Annotated in this window: 13 protein-coding genes; 6 read left to right on the top strand and 7 right to left on the bottom strand. The window is 70.1% G+C overall.

Annotated features, from left to right (window positions below):
* Nucleotides 1-22 precede the first annotated feature (22 nt).
* The 4 genes from ACIBK4_RS08790 to ACIBK4_RS08775 all read right to left on the bottom strand — a co-directional run bounded on the left by ACIBK4_RS08790 (nucleotide 23) and on the right by ACIBK4_RS08775 (nucleotide 5,059).
* A complete protein-coding gene (locus ACIBK4_RS08790) occupies nucleotides 23-1,240 on the bottom strand; it encodes a branched-chain amino acid ABC transporter substrate-binding protein (RefSeq protein ID WP_398994382.1) in 1,218 nt (405 codons plus the stop codon).
* Between the two features lie 225 nt (nucleotides 1,241-1,465).
* Nucleotides 1,466-2,137 (bottom strand): hypothetical protein, encoded by a 672-nt coding sequence (locus tag ACIBK4_RS08785; RefSeq protein WP_398993494.1) that lies wholly within the window; start codon nucleotides 2,135-2,137, stop codon nucleotides 1,466-1,468.
* A 92-nt stretch (nucleotides 2,138-2,229) separates the two neighbouring features.
* Nucleotides 2,230-2,718, bottom strand: a complete 489-nt coding sequence (locus ACIBK4_RS08780; RefSeq protein ID WP_398993492.1) for a PaaI family thioesterase — start codon at nucleotides 2,716-2,718, stop codon at nucleotides 2,230-2,232.
* 61 nt (nucleotides 2,719-2,779) lie between these two features.
* Nucleotides 2,780-5,059, bottom strand: a complete 2,280-nt coding sequence (locus ACIBK4_RS08775; protein WP_398993489.1) for an FdhF/YdeP family oxidoreductase — start codon at nucleotides 5,057-5,059, stop codon at nucleotides 2,780-2,782.
* Between the two features lie 740 nt (nucleotides 5,060-5,799).
* Here ACIBK4_RS08775 and polA point away from each other — a divergent pair.
* Nucleotides 5,800-8,538 carry a DNA polymerase I gene (gene polA / locus ACIBK4_RS08770; RefSeq protein WP_398993487.1) on the top strand — a complete coding sequence of 913 codons (2,739 nt, stop codon included), beginning with the start codon at nucleotides 5,800-5,802 and terminating at the stop codon, nucleotides 8,536-8,538.
* Between the two features lie 347 nt (nucleotides 8,539-8,885).
* Nucleotides 8,886-9,275: a hypothetical protein gene (locus tag ACIBK4_RS08765; protein WP_398993485.1), complete on the top strand. Its 390-nt coding sequence runs from the start codon at nucleotides 8,886-8,888 to the stop codon at nucleotides 9,273-9,275.
* On the opposite strand, the gene ACIBK4_RS08760 is transcribed toward ACIBK4_RS08765, so the two are convergent.
* Nucleotides 9,267-10,157: a DUF4184 family protein gene (locus ACIBK4_RS08760; protein WP_398993483.1), complete on the bottom strand. Its 891-nt coding sequence runs from the start codon at nucleotides 10,155-10,157 to the stop codon at nucleotides 9,267-9,269. The genes ACIBK4_RS08765 and ACIBK4_RS08760 overlap by 9 nt on opposite strands.
* A 262-nt stretch (nucleotides 10,158-10,419) precedes the next feature.
* On the opposite strand from ACIBK4_RS08760, the gene ACIBK4_RS08755 reads away from it, so the two are divergent.
* The 3 genes from ACIBK4_RS08755 to ACIBK4_RS08745 all read left to right on the top strand — a co-directional run bounded on the left by ACIBK4_RS08755 (nucleotide 10,420) and on the right by ACIBK4_RS08745 (nucleotide 13,496).
* Nucleotides 10,420-12,162 (top strand): lytic transglycosylase domain-containing protein, encoded by a 1,743-nt coding sequence (locus tag ACIBK4_RS08755; protein WP_398993481.1) that lies wholly within the window; start codon nucleotides 10,420-10,422, stop codon nucleotides 12,160-12,162.
* 165 nt (nucleotides 12,163-12,327) lie between these two features.
* Nucleotides 12,328-12,462, top strand: a complete 135-nt coding sequence (locus ACIBK4_RS08750; protein ID WP_329247643.1) for an SPW_0924 family protein — start codon at nucleotides 12,328-12,330, stop codon at nucleotides 12,460-12,462.
* A gap of 41 nt (nucleotides 12,463-12,503) precedes the next feature.
* Nucleotides 12,504-13,496 carry a DUF3068 domain-containing protein gene (locus ACIBK4_RS08745; protein ID WP_398993479.1) on the top strand — a complete coding sequence of 331 codons (993 nt, stop codon included), beginning with the start codon at nucleotides 12,504-12,506 and terminating at the stop codon, nucleotides 13,494-13,496.
* Here the strand turns inward: ACIBK4_RS08745 and hrpB are convergent.
* Together hrpB and ACIBK4_RS08735 are read right to left on the bottom strand one after the other, a co-directional pair.
* The gene (gene hrpB / locus ACIBK4_RS08740) at nucleotides 13,486-16,005 is read right to left on the bottom strand and encodes an ATP-dependent helicase HrpB (protein ID WP_398993477.1); all 2,520 of its coding nucleotides are present in this window, start codon (nucleotides 16,003-16,005) and stop codon (nucleotides 13,486-13,488) included. The genes ACIBK4_RS08745 and hrpB overlap by 11 nt on opposite strands.
* A 78-nt stretch (nucleotides 16,006-16,083) precedes the next feature.
* Nucleotides 16,084-16,899 carry a class I SAM-dependent methyltransferase gene (locus ACIBK4_RS08735; RefSeq protein WP_398994380.1) on the bottom strand — a complete coding sequence of 272 codons (816 nt, stop codon included), beginning with the start codon at nucleotides 16,897-16,899 and terminating at the stop codon, nucleotides 16,084-16,086.
* A 391-nt stretch (nucleotides 16,900-17,290) separates the two neighbouring features.
* On the opposite strand from ACIBK4_RS08735, the gene rpsA reads away from it, so the two are divergent.
* Nucleotides 17,291-18,799, top strand: coding sequence for a 30S ribosomal protein S1 (gene rpsA, locus ACIBK4_RS08730; protein WP_318021611.1), 1,509 nt, complete (start codon nucleotides 17,291-17,293; stop codon nucleotides 18,797-18,799).
* Nucleotides 18,800-18,923: the final 124 nt, after the last annotated feature.

The raw sequence follows: 18,923 nt of genomic DNA, 5'->3' as shown, positions 1-18,923 counted from the left end.
GGTGGTGCTGGAGCTGGTGAGGTCAGCTGCCGTTGAACGTGCCGGTCTTCACGGCCTTCCAGGCGCCGTTGGTGACCTGGTAGACGGTGAGCTGCTTGTTCGTGGTGTCGCCGTACTGGTCGAAGGCGACCTTGCCGGAGATGCCTTCGAAGTCGGACTTCTGTACGGCGTCGACGACCTTGGAGCGGAGGTCGCTGCCGGAGGGCAGCTTGTCGCTGTTGCCGTCCTTGACAGCCTTCACGGCCTTGATGATGGCGGTGGCGGCGTCGTAGGCGTAGGCACCGTAGGCGCCGTAGTCACCCTTGTAGCCCTTGGCCTTGTAGGTCGCGATGAACTGCTTGGCGGCGGGCAGGGTGTCGGCGGGGACACCGACGGAGGTGGCGAGGTCGCCCTCGGCGGCCTTGCCCGCGGTCTGGATGTAGGTGGTGGCGAACATGCCGTCACCGCCGAAGAGCGGGATCTTGACGCCGGCGCCCTTGAGCTGCTTGGTGATCTTCTCCGACTCGTCGTACTGGCCACCGTAGTAGAGCAGGTCGGCGCCGGAGTTCTTGATCTTGGTGACGAGCGAGCTGAAGTCGGTGTCGCCGGTGTTGACGTGGTCGGTGCCCGCGATGGAGCCGCCGAGCTTCTTGAAGGCGCTGTTGAAGATCCCGGCCAGGCCGGCGCCGTAGGTCTGCTTGTCGTCGACGACGAAGGCCTTCTTCTTCTTGAGGCCGTTGTACGCGTAGTCGGCGGCGAAGGCACCCTGGAGGGCGTCGGTGGTGGCGGTGCGGAAGTACGTCTTGTACGGCCGCGTCTTGCTGGTCGCCCAGTCCTTGCCCTGGGTCAGGGCGGGGTTGGTGTTCGAGGGGGAGATCTCGACCATGTTGGCCGAGGCGAACACCTGCTGCATCGACTGGGCGACGCCGGAGTTCAGCGGGCCGACGGCGCCGACGACGTTGCTGTCGCCGGTGAAGGCGGTGGCGTTGGACTGGCCGGTGGCGGGCTGCGCCTTGTCGTCCAGGGCCTTGATCTTGAACTTGACGCCGGGGACCCAGTTGTTCTTGTTGGCGTCGTCGATGGCGATCTGGACGCCGTACTGGATGCCGAGCCCGGTGGTGGAGTTCTCACCGGACAGCGGGGCGTCGACACCGATGGTCAGGGTGGTCGACCCGCTGTCACTCTTGCTACCGCTGTCCCGGGAGCCGCAGGCGGTGAGGGTCAGAGCTCCGGTCGTGAGAACGGAGGTCAGTATCACCAAAGAACGCTGTCGCACAATCAGTCCTTTCCGCAGGCACAACCGCCCCGGTGTGGAGCGGCAAGGTGCTGCGCTGGTACCCAACTCCCGATGGAGCGGTGACTGGCCGTGACTCTAAGCCCGGTCTGTGGGCATGGGCATCGTCGTGCGCTGGCTTGTGACTTTCTTGTTATGACGTGCAGGTTGGCGGGGATCCCGGAGGGTGGGTCTCGGCCGGTTTGGCGGAATTCAGCCACGGTCCACATTTTGAGAACCTGCACTTCCGCTTGGCCGTGGGCCTGGCCTGGCGTTTGTCGTGCCGCAGGCCCTGTGGAGGAGCTGGGAAAGGTCCTTCGAGTAGGCGCTGCCGAAGATGAAACTGTGGTGTTGTATTGCGCGCGTGTTACGCAGCGTTACGTCCAGAAAGGCGAGGTCCGCATTCAGGGGCAGTCCTGAACAGTCGGAAACCGATATCTCCACGGTCACGCGGCGGGTCGTCCCGTTGTCGACGGTGAAGACGGGGTGCGGGACGGCCTGGGCGGTGAGTCCGTCGAAGGCGGCGCCGATGACGCGGATGGCGACGGGGGGTCCGCTGTCCACGGTGACCGCGAAGCGGAAGAAGCCGGTCGTGGTGGGGGTGTCGGTGGTCTGGGCGAGCCCGGTGTAGCGCCATTCGGTGATGTTCGCGGGCCAGGGCACGGGCGGGGTGGGGCTCTCCTGCCGCCCGTCGTGGAAGGGCGGCAGGAGGACGGCTCCGACGGCCACGGCGACGACGGTGCCCGCCGCGAGCGCGGCCTGGCGGGTGCGCCGGGGCAGGGTGTGCCAATGGTCCGTCAGGCGGGGCGAGTCACCCCCGATGACTTCGTAACTCCCGTCCGCCTCCCGAGAGTCGACGGATTCGACGGGCCCGATACCGCTCATGCCGGCAGCCTCATGGGGAAACGGTAGGGGAGTGGACGGGGGTGCGGAAGACGGGGTCGACATCCGCCGGTCCGGGGCCGGTTGGCGGGGTTTCAGCCCGCGGTGTTCGCGGGGATCGGATCGCCCGGCTTCAGGTCCCGCAGCATGCAGGTCAGCCGCGCGGTGCACACCCGTCGCCCGTCCTCGTCACTGATCACGATCTCGTACGTCGCCGTCGAGCGGCCCCGGTGGACGGGGGTGGCGACGCCGGTCACGAGGCCGGAGCGGGCGCCGCGGTGGTGGGTGCAGTTCAGGTCGACGCCGACGGCGAGCTTCTTGCTGCCGCCGTGCAGCATCGACCCGAGCGAGCCGAGGGTCTCGGCCAGGACGGCGGAGGCGCCCCCGTGGAGCAGTCCGTACGGCTGGGTGTTCCCCTCGACGGGCATGGTGCCGACGACGCGCTCGGCGGACGCCTCGACGATCTCCACGCCCATCCGGGTGCCGAGGTGCCCCGCGGAGAAGAGGGCGACCAGGTCGATGCCGAGTGCCGAGTACTCGTCGATGACGTCCTGCGGGAACTTTCCGTGCTGCTGCTCGCCCATGGGGCCGACTCCGTTCGTCCTGCGCCTGGCTGGTGGACCTGACTGACGGCTGAGCGGACGCTCAGTCGGTCGCCGATTGTTCCAGACGTACGACAACGGACTTGCTGGCCGGGGTGTTGCTGGTGTCGGCGGTGGCGTCCAGGGGGACCAGGACGTTGGTCTCGGGGTAGTAGGCGGCCGCGCAGCCGCGCGCGGTCGGATAGTGCACGACCCGGAAACCGGGCGCCCGCCGCTCCACCCCGTCCTTCCACTCGCCGACCAGATCGACGTACGACCCGTCGGCGATCCCGAGCCGGGCGGCGTCGTCGGGGTGGACCATGACGACCCGGCGGCCGTTCTTGATGCCCCGGTAGCGGTCGTCGAGGCCGTAGATCGTGGTGTTGTACTGGTCGTGCGAGCGCAGTGTCTGCAACAGCAGGCGCCCTTCGGGGAGTTCGGGGTATTCGACGGGCGCCGCGGTGAAGTTGGCCTTGCCGGTGGCGGTGGGGAAGCGGCGTTCGTCGCGCGGGGCGTGCGGGAGGGCGAAGCCTCCGGGGTGGGCCACGCGCGCGTTGAAGTCCTCGAAGCCGGGGATCACGCGCGCGATGCGGTCGCGGATCGTCGCGTAGTCCTTCTCGAACTCCTCCCAGGGCGTGCGGGATTCGCTGCCGAGGACGCGGCGGGCGAGGCGGCACACGATGGCCGGCTCCGACAGCAGCTCGGCGCCCGCGGGCTCCAGGCGGCCGCGGGAGGCGTGCACCATGCCCATGGAGTCCTCGACGGTCACGAACTGCTCGCCGCCGCCCTGGAGATCGCGCTCGGTGCGGCCCAGGCAGGGCAGGATCAGGGCACGCGCGCCCGTGACGGCGTGGGAGCGGTTGAGCTTCGTCGACACGTGCACGGTGAGGCTGGCGCGCCGCATGGCGGCTTCGGTGACCTCGGTGTCGGGGGAGGCGGACACGAAGTTGCCGCCCATGGCGAAGAAGACCTTCGCGTCGCCGTCGCGCAGGGCGCGGATCGCGGCGACGACGTCGTAGCCGTGCTCGCGCGGCGGGGCGAAGCCGAACTCCTTCTCCAGGGCGTCCAGGAAGGCGGGTGCGGGCCGCTCGAAGATGCCCATGGTGCGGTCGCCCTGCACGTTGCTGTGGCCGCGCACGGGGCACACGCCGGCGCCGGGGCGGCCGATGTTGCCGCGCAGCAGAAGGAAGTTGACGACCTCGCGGATGGTCGGTACGGCGTGCTTGTGCTGGGTGAGGCCCATCGCCCAGCACACGATGGTGCGCTCGGAGGCGAGGACCATCTCCAGGGCCTTCTCGATCTCCGGGCGGGTCAGCCCGGTGGCGAGGAGCGTCTCGTCCCAGTCGGCGTCCCGCGCGGCGGCGGCGAACTCCTCGTAGCCGTGGGTGTGTTCGTCGACGAAGGCCTGGTCGACCGCACCCTCCGTCTCAAGGATGAGCTTGTTCAGGAGTCGGAAGAGGGCCTGGTCGCCGCCGATGCGGATCTGCAGGAACAGGTCGGTGAGGGCGGCGCCCTTGAGCATGCCCTGCGGGGTCTGCGGGTTCTTGAACTTCTCCAGGCCCGCCTCGGGCAGCGGGTTCACGCTGATGATCTTCGCGCCATTGGCCTTGGCCTTCTCCAGGGCGGAGAGCATGCGCGGGTGGTTGGTCCCCGGGTTCTGGCCGGCGACGACGATCAGGTCGGCCTGGTAGAGGTCCTCCAGCAGGACGCTGCCCTTGCCGATGCCGATCGTCTCGTTCAGCGCCGAACCGCTCGACTCGTGGCACATGTTGGAGCAGTCCGGCAGGTTGTTGGTGCCCAACTCCCGTGCGAACAGCTGGTACAGGAACGCGGCCTCGTTGCTGGTCCGGCCCGAGGTGTAGAACAGTGCCTCGTCGGGGGAGCCGAGGGCGGCGATCTCCTCCGCGACGATGTCGAAGGCACGCTCCCAGGAGACCGGTTCGTAGCGCTCCGCCCCTTCGGGGAGGTACATGGGATGCGTGAGCCGCCCCTGCTGCCCCAGCCAATACCCGCTGCGGGTCGCGAGATCGGCCACCGGATGGGCCGTGAAGAACTCCGGGGTGACCCGGCGCAGGGTGGCCTCCTCGGCGACCGCCTTCGCGCCGTTCTCACAGAACTCCGCCGCGTGCCGGTGGTCCGGCTCCGGCCACGCGCAGCCCGGGCAGTCGAACCCGTTCTTCTGATTGACCCGCAACAGCGTCAACGCGGTGCGCTTGACCCCCATCTGCTGCTGCGCGATGCGCAACGTGTGCCCGATCGCCGGAAGCCCGGCCGCGGCGTGCTTCGGCTCGGTGACCTGCGGGGCATCCTGAACGGGATCACCCTTGGGCGGCTTCGTGGCCATCGCGGGCCCTCCTTCACTGGCACATGTGCGCTACACCTTCGATCCTCGCATGCGGCAGTGACAACGCCGAGGTCGGTTTGCGGGATCTATGGGTTCGGGGGGTGTGGTGAGCGCGTGGGGTGAGCTGGGCGGGGTGAGCGTGCGTGTGGGGTGAGGTGGGGTGAGGTGGGGTGGGGTGAGGTGGGCGGGGGTGGTGTGCGGTGTGCGGTGTGCGGGGGGTGGGGCAACGGCTTCTTCGCGGCGGGCGGCGGCTACGAGGGGGTCCGGCGCGTACGCGGGGTGAGGTGAGGCGCGGGGTGGGCTTGTCCGGCCTGTGCTGCGGCGGGCGGTGCCGGGTCCGTCCGACGTGCACCGGGACTGGCCGGGACGCGTCCGTTGCCGCGACGGCGGGGACCTTTGCACGCGCGCGTGCCACGCGGTGCACGCGGTGGTCGAGGTCGGGTCGGGGATGCCGGTCGGCGACCTCGATCACGCGCGCGTGCCGCGCGGCCACGGGGACGGGTTCTCCTACGACCGTCGCCTTCTCCTACGGCCGTCGCCGCGACGCCACCGAGCCCGCCACCTTCGCCTCCGCCTCCTTATGCGCCTCTGGGCTGCGGGCCACGGCGATTTCAGCCGCCGCTCGCGCCGTCTCGGCGGCGACTTTCGCCACCCCCGGTGCGAGTCGGCCGTCGCGACCGTGACCTCCGACGCGGCGGCTGTGACTCCGACTGTCAGTGGGGCGTGGCAGGATCGGGGGCGTGGCAGAGACAGCATCGAAGAAGACCGACAAGACCTCCGGGAACACCTCCGGCGGAGACCGTCCACGGCTGATGCTGATGGACGGGCACTCGCTGGCCTACCGCGCGTTCTTCGCGCTGCCCGCGGAGAACTTCACGACCGCGACGGGCCAGCCGACGAACGCGATCTACGGCTTCGCGTCGATGCTGGCCAACACCCTGCGCGACGAGGCGCCCACGCACTTCGCGGTGGCTTTCGACGTGTCCCGCAAGACCTGGCGCTCCGAGGAGTTCACGGAGTACAAGGCGAACCGCTCGAAGACCCCGGACGAGTTCAAGGGCCAGGTCGAGCTGATCGGCGAGCTGCTCGACACGATGCACGTGTCGCGGTTCGCGGTCGACGGCTTCGAGGCCGACGACGTCATCGCCACGCTCGCCACCCAGGCCGAGGCCGAGGGCTTCGACGTGCTGATCGTCACCGGCGACCGCGACTCGTTCCAGCTGGTGTCCGACCACACCACGGTCCTGTACCCGACGAAGGGCGTCTCCGAGCTGACCCGGTTCACTCCGGAGAAGGTCGTCGAGAAGTACGGGTTGACGCCCGCCCAGTACCCCGACTTCGCGGCGCTGCGCGGAGACCCGTCCGACAACCTCCCCGGCATTCCCGGCGTCGGCGAGAAGACCGCCGCGAAGTGGATCAACCAGTTCGGTTCGTTCGCGGAGTTGGTCGAGCGCGTCGACGAGGTCAAGGGCAAGGCCGGGCAGAACCTCCGCGACCACCTGGACGCCGTCAAGCTCAACCGCCGCCTGACCGAGATGGTCAAGGACGTCGAACTGCCCAAGACGGTCCTCGACTTGGAGCGCGCTCCGTACGACCGCACGGCCCTCGCGATGGTTCTCGACACCCTGGAGATCCGCAACCCCTCCCTGCGCGAGCGCCTGTTGGCCGTCGACCCGGGCAACGAGGAGGCCGACGCGACCCCGCCCGCCGAGAGCGGTGTGGCGGTCGACGGCTCGGTCCTCGGCACCGGCGAACTCACGGGCTGGCTGGCCGACTACGGCACCGAGCCGCTCGGCGTCGCCACCGTCGACACCTGGGCGCTGGGCACCGGTTCGGTGGCCGAGGTCGCGCTGGCCACCACCGGGGGAGCGGCCGCCTGGTTCGACCCCGCCGAGCTGGACGAGGGCGACGAGAACGCGTTCGCGGCCTGGCTGGCCGACGCCGACCGCCCCAAGGTGTTCCACAACGCCAAGGGCGCGATGCGGGTCTTCGCCGAGCACGGCTGGACGATCGCCGGCATCTCCATGGACACCGCGCTCGCCGCCTACCTGGTCAAGCCCGGCCGCCGCTCCTTCGACCTGGACGCCCTGTCCCTGGAGTACCTCGGCCGCGAACTGGCCCCCGCCGCCACGGCCGACGGCCAGCTTGCCTTCGGCGCGGACGACGGCGCCGAGGCGGACGCCCTAATGGTGCAGGCCCGCGCGATCCTCGACCTCGGGGACGCCTTCGGGGAGCGCCTTCAGGAGGTCGGCGCGGCGGACCTGCTCCGGGACATGGAGCTGCCCACGTCGATCCTGCTGGCCCGCCTTGAGCGGTCCGGCATCGCGGCCGACAAGGCGCACCTCGAAGCCATGGAGCAGATGTTCGCCGGTGCCGTGCAGCAGGCGGTGAAGGAGGCGCACGCGGCGGCCGGGCACGAGTTCAACCTCGGCTCGCCCAAGCAGCTCCAGGAAGTCCTCTTCGGCGAACTCGGCCTGCCCAAAACGAAGAAGACGAAGACCGGCTACACGACGGACGCGGACGCGCTGGCCTGGCTGGCCAACCAGACCGAGAACGAACTGCCGGTCATCATGCTCCGCCACCGCGAACAGGCGAAGCTGCGTGTCACCGTAGAGGGCCTGATCAAGACGATCGCGACGGACGGCCGCATCCACACGACGTTCAACCAGACGGTGGCGGCGACCGGCCGCCTGTCGTCGACGGACCCGAACCTGCAGAACATCCCGGTCCGCACGGACGAGGGCAGGGCGATCCGCAGGGGCTTCGTGGTGGGCGAGGGCTACGAATCCCTCATGACGGCCGACTACAGCCAGATCGAGCTCCGCGTGATGGCCCATCTCTCCGAGGACGAGGGCCTGTTGGAGGCCTTCACCTCGGGGGAGGACCTGCACACCACGGTCGCCTCCCAGGTGTTCTCGGTCGAGGGTTCCGCGGTCGACGCGGAGATGCGCCGCAAGATCAAGGCGATGTCGTACGGCCTCGCCTACGGCCTCTCCGCCTTCGGCCTCTCCCAGCAGCTGAACATCGACGCGGGCGAGGCACGGGTCCTGATGGACACGTACTTCGAGCGCTTCGGCGGCGTACGGGACTATCTGCGCCGCGCGGTCGACGAGGCGAGGGCGACGGGCTACACGGCGACCCTCTTCGGCCGCCGCCGCTACCTCCCCGACCTCAACAGCGACAACCGCCAACGCCGCGAGGCGGCCGAGCGGATGGCCTTGAACGCGCCCATCCAGGGCACCGCGGCAGACATCGTCAAGATGGCCATGCTCAAGGTCGACACCGCCCTGCGCGAGGCCGACCTCAAGTCCCGCATGCTCCTCCAGGTCCACGACGAAATCGTCCTGGAGATCGCCCCCGGCGAGCGCACGGCCACAGAGGAACTCGTCCGCCACGCGATGGCCGGCGCGGTCCACCTCCGGGCACCGCTGGACGTCTCGGTGGGAGTGGGTCCGGACTGGGAGTCGGCCGCGCACTAGCCTCCGGCGGTTGGGTGGGGGTTGTGCGGGGGGTTTCTCCGGCCGGGGGTGGGGTGTGCCGACCGGGGTGGGACGGGGTGTGGTGGGGGCGGTCTGCGAGGGGCGGGCCGGGATGCGGGCCGGCTGGGGTGGCGAGCGCTACGGCTGGCGTGGGCGGGCGCGCCCCTGACCTCTGCTTTGACCCGCCCCGCAGGGTATCCGCCCCGCACCCCACCCCGCCCGGCACACACCACCCCCGGCACACACGAACCCCGCCGCACACCCCCCGCCCAACCCCCGGAGGGCCCGTCACCCGCGTGGCCCCGCCGGAAGCGCCCCCCGGCCCCGGCGACCGTAAGGATGCGGGCATGGGTATACGCACGCTCCACCGCCGGACGGCCCAGGTGCGGGCAGCGGGTGACGCTGCCGCGCACGGTGGGCGCCGCTCGCCGGTTCCGGCCCTCTCGGTCGGCGCAAGCACCGCCCGCATCCCCGCCGACCTCGCCATGGCCGTCCGGCACACGGCCGCGGGCCTCCGGCGGCGCCTCACGTTCCGGGACGACACGGCCGTAGACCCCCGAGAACAAGCCAGACATCCGCAAGGGCCCGCCATCACGCCCACCGGCACTCCCGTGTGGCGGCTCTGGGCCGATCTGGGGCGCAGTTACCTGGATCTCGTCCTCAGCCGGCTCCCGCAGTCACGTTCCGTGCACACCATGACGGTGTTCATCGTGACCCCGCCGGACGGTTCAGCGTGATCGCGTCTCCCTCGCGCTGCCCCTCGGCCCTCCGTCGCCCCCTGACGGTGCGCTGAACCCGTCCGGGTCGTCAGGCACCCCGGTCGCCGCCGGGCGCCATACGCGGACGCCGGCCACGTAGAGCAGCACGCCCAGCACCAGCCCGGCGCCCGCTCCGAAGCACAGGGTCGGGATCAGGTCCCAGGGGGTCGCCGTCGAGCCCCAGTAGGCCCACCAGGTCGACGCTCGTTCCGCCGCCGCGACTAGGGCGCAGGCGGCCAGGACGACCCCGGCCGCCCACCGGTCCCGTACCGACAGCTCGGGCACCCCCACCGGCTCGGCGGCCGGAACCCGTCGTAGCGCACGTACCACGAACGCCGTGATCAGCAGCGCGCCGACCGCCGAACTGCCGTATTGGAGGGCCGAGAACAGTGGCCTGCCCGCCAACTCCCGGTCCAGGACGGGGAACAGGCGTACGCCCCACCGGTCGTGGTGCGTGAACGCGTCCCACACGACGTGGGTCAGGCCGCCGAGTACCGCCGAGACGTACCACCACGCGACCAGTGACGGGGACACACGCGCGCGTGGAGTGCCGCAGCGCAACAGGGTCGCCGTCCGGGGTTGGCGGGCGCGCGGGAGCAGGGCCACCAGGGGTTCGCGCAGGAGCAGCCACAGGGCGACCGTCGCCCAGGTGATCGCGACGTCGACCGTGAAGACACCCGGGAAGGAGTGCGTGACCTCTCCGAACCCCATCGCCCCGGGGACCGCGCTCGCCGCGTAGTACGTCATGTCGGGAGCGAAGGAACCCGCCACGAGCACCGCCGGTACGAGACGCCCCCGCCCCCGTCCGTCGCCGCGCACGGCGGGCAGTACGGCGGCGGCATGACTCAAAGTGAACGGCAACAGGGCTCCCCGTAGGAGACATCGGCATATGGCCAGGCGGTGAATAACGGTCACGAACGGGTGCCCGTGCAAAGCAAGTTGTCGTAGGGTCGCCTGGGTCCCCGCGCAGGGGAGCACGGGCGGGCGGAGGCACCGGAACAGAAGTACACACCATCCGAAAAGCACCACGAGGGCAACCTGCGGGGCGGGTCGACCGTCACAACAGGCGCAGAGGCAACAGACAAAGACGGGCGCTCGGGCGTCCCTGGGAGGGGTTCACTCCATGACGGCGCATTTCGGCAGGCGGCTGCGCAAGGGTGCGGCGACGACGGCGGTGGCCGCGGCAGCGGTCGCGGCACTGTCCGCGTCCCAGGCTCCGGCGGTGACCGGTGCCCACAGAACGCTCGCCACCGACCAGGCGACGCCCGACGGGAGCACCGACCACAGCGCCACCGGAGACTCGCCGTACTACACGGACCTCCCGCCCCTGAGCAGCCCCAACCCGAGCCCGAGCGACAGCCAGTCGCCGTCCATAGGGACCCCGGTCTCGGTGGGCGAGGCCGAGGCCGGCATCCCGGCGACCATCCTCGACGCCTACAAGAAGGCCGAGACGGAACTCGCCTCCTCCAAGCCCGGCTGCAACCTCCCCTGGCAACTCCTCGCCGCCATCGGCAAGGTGGAGTCCGGCCAGGCCCGCGGCGGCCAGGTCGACGCGAACGGCACCACGACCTCCAAGATCCTCGGCCCCGCGCTCGACGGCAACGGCTTCGCGCTCATCAAGGACACCGACAACGGCCAGTACGACGGCAACAGCACGTACGACCAGGCCGTCGGGCCCATGCAGTTCATCCCGTCCACCTGGGCCTGGGCGGGCCGCGACGGCAACGGCGACGGGGTCAAGGACCCGAACAACATCTACGACGCCGCCCTCGCCGCCGGCCACTACCTGTGCCGCAACAACTGGAACCTGTCGACCGACGCGGGCCTGCGCAGCGCGATCCTCAGCTACAACAACTCGACGGACTACCTGAACACGGTCCTGTCCTGGCTGGAGTACTACCGCAAGGGCACCCACTCGGTCCCGGACGGCACGGGCACCGTCCCGTCGGGCCGCAGCGACGACAACTCCCCGTCCAGTCCTACGACTTCGCCCTCGTCGCCGACTCCGACCACCCCGGCGACCCCCTCCACGCCGACCACCCCGACGACGCCCTCCACGGGCACCCCGACGCCCACGCCCACTCCCACGCCGACTCCGACCCCCACCGACACGGTGACCAAGCTGGCGGACGCGGGCACGGCGAAGCTCACGGCGGTCGCGGGCGAGCAGTTCGGCAAGAAGATCAGCACCAAGGCCCAGACCTCGGCGGGCAAGGCCGTCGCCAAGGTCAGGATCCGGTTCACGATCATCGGGACCACGGACGCCACGTTCGTCGGCGGCGAGAAGGTCGCCTCGGTGAACACCAACGCCTCCGGTGTCGCCGTCGCCCCCGCCCTCCAAGCCGGCGAGACGACCGGTGACTTCACCGTCCGCGCGACCGTCGTCGGCCGTACGATCGCCGGTCTCGACTACACGGCCAGCGTCACGCCCCGCGTCGCCGACACTCTCGTCCGCACCAGCACCACGGCGCTGACCTGCACGGCGGGCGGCGAGTTCGCCGACCAGGTCGAGGTGAAGGCCACGGAGAACGGCGCCGTCGCCGACAAGGTCGCCGCCACCGCGACCCTCATCAAGGCCGCCGACGACGCCACCGAGAACGACAAGGGCCCCTACTTCAAGGACGCGGACGGCAAGACCGTACGCACCCTCACGGGCCTGGCCACGGACGCCGACGGCCTCCTGAAGCTGCCGAAGCTGTACGCCGACGACACCACCGGCACCTTCCTGCTCCGCATTACCACCACGGGCGGCGCGACCCTCACGGTCGAACTGACCGTGACGGCGGCCGACACCTCCTCGGCCAGCCCGAGCCCCAGCCCGAGTGCCGGCGCCGGCACGAGCAGCTCCGCGACACCGAGCGCATAGCCCGGCCGTACGACCGCAGGACACAGGGGCGCCCTCCGCCACGGCGGACGGGCGCCCTCGTCGTGTACGCCCCTCGTGCGTGTGCAACGTGTTCTCATCTCGCCCGTGCGTTGCTACGGTGCCGGACCTGACGACCTATCAGTTCCTGTCTGTCGGGAGGCCGGCATGCGTGCCCTGATCGCCGCCGCGACCGGACTCGCGCTCGCGTTCGCGCTGGTCCTGACCATCACCGCGATGGGCTCACCGATGGGCAAGACCTCCCCGAAGCCACTGCTGACGACGGTGCCCGCGCACCCGTAAACGCTTGCGCAAGCGTTTAACTCCCTGGGATGGAGGCCGAGATGCGCCGCAAGGCCAGCCTGATCCTGCTCGCCCTCGCCGTGTTCTTCACCGCGCTGTCCCCGCTGCTGCGCTGGTACGCCTTCCCGCGCCTGGCCAAGATCTCGGCGAACCAGTACCAGGACATGGTCCTGGAGGCGAAGAACGCCACCCTCCTCGACTACGGCACCATGCAGGCCAAGACGGTCCCCAAGGTCACCATCGTGCAGACCCTCAAGGGCAACGTGGAGGCCGCGAAGAAGATCGACAAGACAGCCGGCCGGGACGTCGTCGTCTGGGACGGCCTGTCCTACGTCCAGGGCCCCGACGGCAAGATGGTCTCCTCCATCCCCGAGCGCTACATCTTCGACGCGCACACCCAGGACCCCGTCCACGCCACCGGCGAGATGGTCGACGGCGACCCGGTGAAACGGGACGGCATCGAGTTCAAGTGGCCGTTCCTGACGCAGAAACGGGACTACGAGTACTTCGACGCGCAGACCCGCACCACCAACCCCATCCACTACAAGGGCACCGAGAACTTCCGCGGCGTCAAGGTCTACTACTTCGAGCAGACCATCCCCTGGACCAAGGTCCCCTTCCCGAAGACGATGCCCGTGAAGGGCATCACCCCGGAGTCCGTCGCCAAGACGGGCACCACCCGCTGGTACACCACGGTCCGCAAGTTCTGGGTCGAACCGGTCACCGGGGCACCGGTCTACGGCGAGGAGATCCACAAGGAGGAGCTGCGTGGCGGCACCCTCCTGGGGGGCCGGGACAAGGTGACGGCGTTCGCCGGTGACGTGAAGATGCGCGAGGACTACATCAAGCACACCGTCGCCCTGGTGAAGTCCAACCGCACGCTCGTCCTGCTGATGGTCTCCTACCTTCCCTGGGGCTTCCTGACCCTCGGCCTCCTCCTGCTGGCGCTCTCCCTCTACCTGGAGGCCCGCAGCAGGCGCCCCGGAGACCCGGCCCCCACCGAAGTCCACGAACCGGAACCGGTCACCGCCTGAGCCGCGCGTTCGTGAACCGCGTGGCCTCGGCGGCGGCAGGGTCCTCCGGCCACGGATGCTTCGGATACCGCCCCCGCAACTCGGCCCGCACGCCCCTGTAGCCGTCCTTCCAGAAGGACGCGAGATCGGCGGTGACGGCGGCGGGCCGCCCGGCGGGGGAGAGGAGATGCACGAGCACCGGCACCCCGGCGACGGTCGGCGACTCGTGCAGCCCGAACATCTCCTGCAACTTCACGGCGAGCACGGGCTGTTCGGGATTCCCGTAGTCGATCCGGATCCTGGACCCACTCGGCACGAGGAACCGCTCCGGAGCCAACTCGTCCAACCGCCCCGCATCCCCCGAGGCCCACGGCAACAACCGCCGCAACCCCTGCCCCGCGTCGATCCGCCCCAGATCCCCGCGCCGCCGAGCCCGCCCCAACTCCGGCTCCAACCACTCCTCCACGCGCGCGTGGAGCGCCTCGTCGGACACATCGGGCCAAGGCTCCCCGACATTCAGATGCAGGAACGCCAGCCGCTGCCGCAGCACTTGAGCATCGTCGGACCACCGCAACAGCCCGAACCCTTCCTGCCGCAGCCCATCGGCAAGCGCATCCCGTACGGCAACGGGGTCGGCGTCCTTCAGCGGCCGCACCGTCAACTCGACTGCCCCGAGCCGCTCCACGCGCCGGGCCACCACGTCGCCGCCGGCCCAGTGGACCTCGTCCGCCGCACTGAGCAGCGCCCCGGCCGCGAACCTGGCGATGTCCTCGTCGACGGCGGCCCCGAGCTGCACACGCGCGTGCCCCTTGCCGATGGGGCGATCGGCCACGGCGACAGCGATCCAGGGCGCCCCGCGCAGGGCACTGGCTTCGCCTACTTCGGCACGGGTTCCTGAGACGAGGAGGTAGGAACCGCCGTCGGCTTTGGCGACGCGTTCGGGGTAGGCGAGGGCGGCGACGAGTCCGACGGCACGGTCATCGCTTGTGACGTCGACTTCTTGAGGGCCGTAACGGGTGGATGGGCGGGAGATTTCTGCCCTCACGGCCCGCAGCCGCCGAACTTCCGCACGCCACCGCCCGGCATAGGCGTCCCCTCCACGCCGAGCACTCCGCAAAGCCCCGGCGAGATCATCCCCGTAAGCCCGCGGCGCCTCCTCGCTCAGCAGCGCGACAACCTCGGCGCCGGCCGGACCCGAGTCCAACAGGGCCCGCCCCAGCCGGGGATGCAGCCCGAGCCGAGCCAACTGCACACCCCGTGACGTAGCCCGCCCACCCGAGTCGACGGCGCCCACCGCCGCCAACACACCCTGAGCCGCAGCCATCGCCCCGGCGGGCGGCGCGTCCAGCAACGCCAGCCCCGACGCCCCTGGATCCCCCCAGCACGCCACCTGAAGCGCGAACGCCGTCAGATCGGCCACCTTGATCTCCGGCGCCGGAAAACGCGGCAGACGGGAATCCTCGGCCTCGGCCCAACACCGGTACACCGCGCCCGGCGCCTCACGCCCGGCCCGCCCCGCCCGCTGCCGCCCGGCCGCCTGCGACGCCCGTACCGTCGCCAACGCGCTCAGCCCGCGCGCGTGATCGACCCGCGGCTCCCGCGCCAACCCGGAGTCGACGACCACCCGTACACCGGGAACCGTCAACGACGACTCCGCCACGGACGTAGCGAGCACCACCCGCCGCCGTGCGCCGGGGGACAGCACCGCGTCCTGTACGGCGGCCGGTGCCCGCCCGTGCACCTGGAGCACCTCGACCCCGCCCAGGTCGCCCAACTGCCCTGCCACGCGCGCGATTTCCCCCACGCCCGGCAGAAAGCACAGCACGTCGCCGTCCCGCTCGCCCAGCGCCCGCCGTATCGTCGACGCCACGTGCGTGAGCAGCGCCGGGTCCACGCGCATCCCGTGCGGCGGCCGTACGGGACGTGGCGGAGGCGTCCAGAGGACCTCCACCGGGTACGCGACACCCTCCGCCTCGACCACCGGCGCATCGCCCAACAATCGGGACCAGCCCTGTGCGTCGGTGGTCGCGGACGCCGCGACGAGCCGCAACTCGGGCCGCAGCGCCTCGCGTACGTCGACCAGGAAGGCGGCCACCGTGTCCGCGTCCAGGTGCCGTTCGTGGCATTCGTCCAGGATCACGGCGTCGACGCTCGCCAACTCCTGGTCCCGTTGCAGCCGTTGGAGCAGCACACCGGTCGTGACGACCTCCACGCGTGCGTGCCGCCCGACGACCCGCTCGCCGCGCACGGTGTAGCCGACGCTCTCGCCGACCTTCTCGCCCAGCAGCCACGCCATGCGCCGGGCCGCCGCCCGCGCCGCGATCCGCCGCGGCTCGGCGACGACCACCCGCCTCGCGGGCCCCTCGTTCTCCTTGCCGAGCAGCCCGGCCAGCGCGAGCGGCACCAGCGTCGTCTTGCCGGTGCCGGGCGGCGCGACGAGCACGGCGGCACCGCCCGCCTCCAGGGCGGCGTCGAGTCCGGGCAGGGCACTGCGGACGGGCAGCGCGTCGAGGGCGTCGTAGCGGATCACGACCCCAGTGTCGTACGCCGTGCGAAACGACCTCTACGCGCGCGTGCCCGCGTTCTGTTCAGTCCCTCAGGGGTTCTCCTACCGGTCGCGTTCGCACACGAAGATCGTCGTCCCGGGGATGAGGTTGCCGCGCAGGGGCGACCAGCCGCCCCACTCGGCGGTGTTCCAGGAGGGCCACTCCGGCTCGACCAGGTCCACCAGGCGCAGGTTCGCCGCCACGATGTCCCGGACGCGGTCGCCGAGGGTGCGGTGGTGCTCCACGTAGACCGCGCGGCCGTCGTCGTCCTGTTCGACGTACGGAGTGCGGTCGAAGTACGAGGCGGAGACGGTCAGTCCCTCGGGGCCCGGCTCGTCGGGGAACGCCCAGCGGATCGGGTGCGTGGTCGAGAAGACGAACCGGCCGCCGGGCCGCAACACCCGGCGCACCTCGCGCAGCACCAGCACCGGGTCGGCGACGAACGGCAGCGCCCCGTACGCCGAGCAGGCCAGGTCGAAGGACTCGTCCGCGAAGGGCAGCGCGCCGGCGTCGGCGCACACCAGAGGGAACGATCCGCCGATCCGCAGCGCGTGCTGGAGCTGGCGGTGGGAGAGGTCCAGGGCCACCGGGCGGGCACCCTGGGCGATCAGCCAGCGCGAGCACTGGGCCGCGCCGGCGCCGATCTCCAGGACGTCCTTGCCCTTCAGCTCCTCGGGCGGGCCGAGCAGTTCGGCCTCCACCTCGTCGAGGCCCTCGGGGCCCCACACGAAGCGGTCGTCGCCGAGGAACGTGCCGTGTTCGACCTGGTAGTCGTCCGCGTTCCGGTCCCACCAGCCCCGGTTGGCCCGGGAACTCTCGGTGATGTCGGCATCACGCCGGGTGGCTTCCGGCTCGAACGCATCGGGCTCTTGGATGATCGGCTCCCTCGTCGTACTCTTCCGTCACCTCTACGGTGCGGCTGTCCCCGGCGGCGTCACTGAAGGGGTGGTTCAGGCCTGCGTGGCCTCGCGGGACACGTTTTGTGCCGGGTATGCGGCGATCCGCCCCGGGTGTGCGCCTTCGCGCATTGACCCTGCCTGGCTGCCCCCGTATGCTACAAGTTGCGCTGCGGGCCTGCGCACCTCAGACGTAGCAGGTTGCGCTCGCATCTGTATGTATGTCCCCTCGGTTTTCGAGGCGCCACCGGACACCTGGTGTTCCGGATCGGCGCTTCCTTGGCTGTCCGGCCTTCTGCAGAGCGAAGCGAAAAAGGCTCTCGGCGTGAGCAGTACCTACGACTTCAATGTCCGTACCGGAGCCCTTTCCCACATGACGAGCAGCACCGAGACCACCGCCACCACCCCGCAGGTAGCGGTCAACGACATCGGTAACGAGGAAGCCTTCCTCGCCGCGATCGACGAGACGATCAAGTACTTCAACGACGGCGACATCGTCGACGGCGTCATCGTGAAGGTCGACCGGGACGAGGTCCTGCTCGACATCGGTTACAAGACCGAAGGTGTCATCCCGAGCCGCGAGCTCTCGATCAAGCACGACGTCGACCCGAACGAGGTCGTCAAGGTCGGCGACGAGATCGAAGCCCTTGTTCTCCAGAAGGAGGACAAGGAAGGCCGCCTGATCCTCTCGAAGAAGCGCGCCCAGTACGAGCGCGCCTGGGGCACCATCGAGAAGATCAAGGAAGAGGACGGCATCGTCACCGGTACCGTCATCGAGGTCGTCAAGGGTGGACTCATCCTCGACATCGGCCTCCGTGGCTTCCTGCCGGCTTCTCTCGTCGAGATGCGCCGTGTCCGCGACCTCCAGCCCTACGTGGGCAAGGAGCTCGAGGCCAAGATCATCGAGCTGGACAAGAACCGCAACAACGTGGTCCTGTCCCGCCGTGCCTGGCTGGAGCAGACCCAGTCCGAGGTCCGCCAGACCTTCCTCACGACCCTCCAGAAGGGTCAGGTCCGCTCCGGCGTGGTCTCCTCGATCGTCAACTTCGGTGCCTTCGTGGACCTGGGTGGCGTCGACGGTCTGGTCCACGTCTCCGAGCTGTCCTGGAAGCACATCGACCACCCCTCCGAGGTTGTCGAGGTCGGCCAGGAAGTCACCGTCGAGGTCCTCGACGTCGACATGGACCGCGAGCGCGTCTCCCTGTCGCTGAAGGCGACCCAGGAAGACCCGTGGCAGCAGTTCGCCCGCACCCACCAGATCGGCCAGGTCGTGCCCGGAAAGGTCACGAAGCTGGTTCCGTTCGGTGCGTTCGTCCGCGTGGACGAGGGCATCGAGGGTCTGGTGCACATCTCCGAGCTGGCCGAGCGCCACGTGGAGATCCCGGAGCAGGTCGTCCAGGTCAACGACGAGATCTTCGTCAAGGTCATCGACATCGACCTTGAGCGCCGTCGCATCAGCCTCTCGCTGAAGCAGGCCAACGAGGCCTTCGGTGCCGACCCGGCCACGGTCGACTTCGACCCGACGCTGTACGGCATGGCCGCGTCGTACGACGACCAGGGCAACTACATCTACCCCGAGGGCTTCGACCCCGAGACCAACGACTGGCTCGAGGGCTTCGAGGCTCAGCGCGAGGTGTGGGAGACCCAGTACGCCGAGGCGCAGCAGCGCTTCGAGCAGCACCAGGCGCAGGTCATCAAGTCCCGCGAGGCCGACGCCCAGGCGGCGGCCGAGGGTGTCGACACGGCGGGTGCGGCTCCGGCCGCGGCCGGTGGTGGCGGCGGCGGTTCGTACTCCTCCGAGGGTGCGGACACGTCTGGTGCCCTGGCTTCGGACGAGGCGCTTGCCGCGCTGCGTGAGAAGCTGGCGGGTGGGCAGAGCTGAACGCCCACTGAGCTGTAGCTCTTGACTGAGGGGCCGTACCTTTCGGGGTACGGTCCCTCAGTCGTGTTTCGGGTGCGGGCCGTATGTGGCTGGTCGCGCAGTTCCCCGCGCCCCTTCGGGACGC

The organism is Streptomyces sp. NPDC050528, from assembly GCF_044457795.1.
GTDB lineage: Bacteria > Actinomycetota > Actinomycetes > Streptomycetales > Streptomycetaceae > Streptomyces.
The sequence above is the reverse complement of the archived record's forward strand: the minus strand, read 5'-3'. Positions and strand labels throughout refer to the sequence as shown.

Bases quoted from the DNA above. Each gene is read 5' to 3' on its own strand.
- ACIBK4_RS08785 (WP_398993494.1), bottom strand. From the start codon at position 2,137: ATGAGCGGTATCGGGCCCGTCGAATCCGTCGACTCTCGGGAGGCGGAC.
- ACIBK4_RS08780 (WP_398993492.1), bottom strand. From the start codon at position 2,718: ATGGGCGAGCAGCAGCACGGAAAGTTCCCGCAGGACGTCATCGACGAG.
- ACIBK4_RS08775 (WP_398993489.1), bottom strand. From the start codon at position 5,059: ATGGCCACGAAGCCGCCCAAGGGTGATCCCGTTCAGGATGCCCCGCAG.
- ACIBK4_RS08765 (WP_398993485.1), top strand. From the start codon at position 8,886: ATGGGTATACGCACGCTCCACCGCCGGACGGCCCAGGTGCGGGCAGCG.
- ACIBK4_RS08755 (WP_398993481.1), top strand. From the start codon at position 10,420: ATGACGGCGCATTTCGGCAGGCGGCTGCGCAAGGGTGCGGCGACGACG.
- ACIBK4_RS08750 (WP_329247643.1), top strand. From the start codon at position 12,328: ATGCGTGCCCTGATCGCCGCCGCGACCGGACTCGCGCTCGCGTTCGCG.
- ACIBK4_RS08745 (WP_398993479.1), top strand. From the start codon at position 12,504: ATGCGCCGCAAGGCCAGCCTGATCCTGCTCGCCCTCGCCGTGTTCTTC.
- rpsA (WP_318021611.1), top strand. From the start codon at position 17,291: ATGACGAGCAGCACCGAGACCACCGCCACCACCCCGCAGGTAGCGGTC.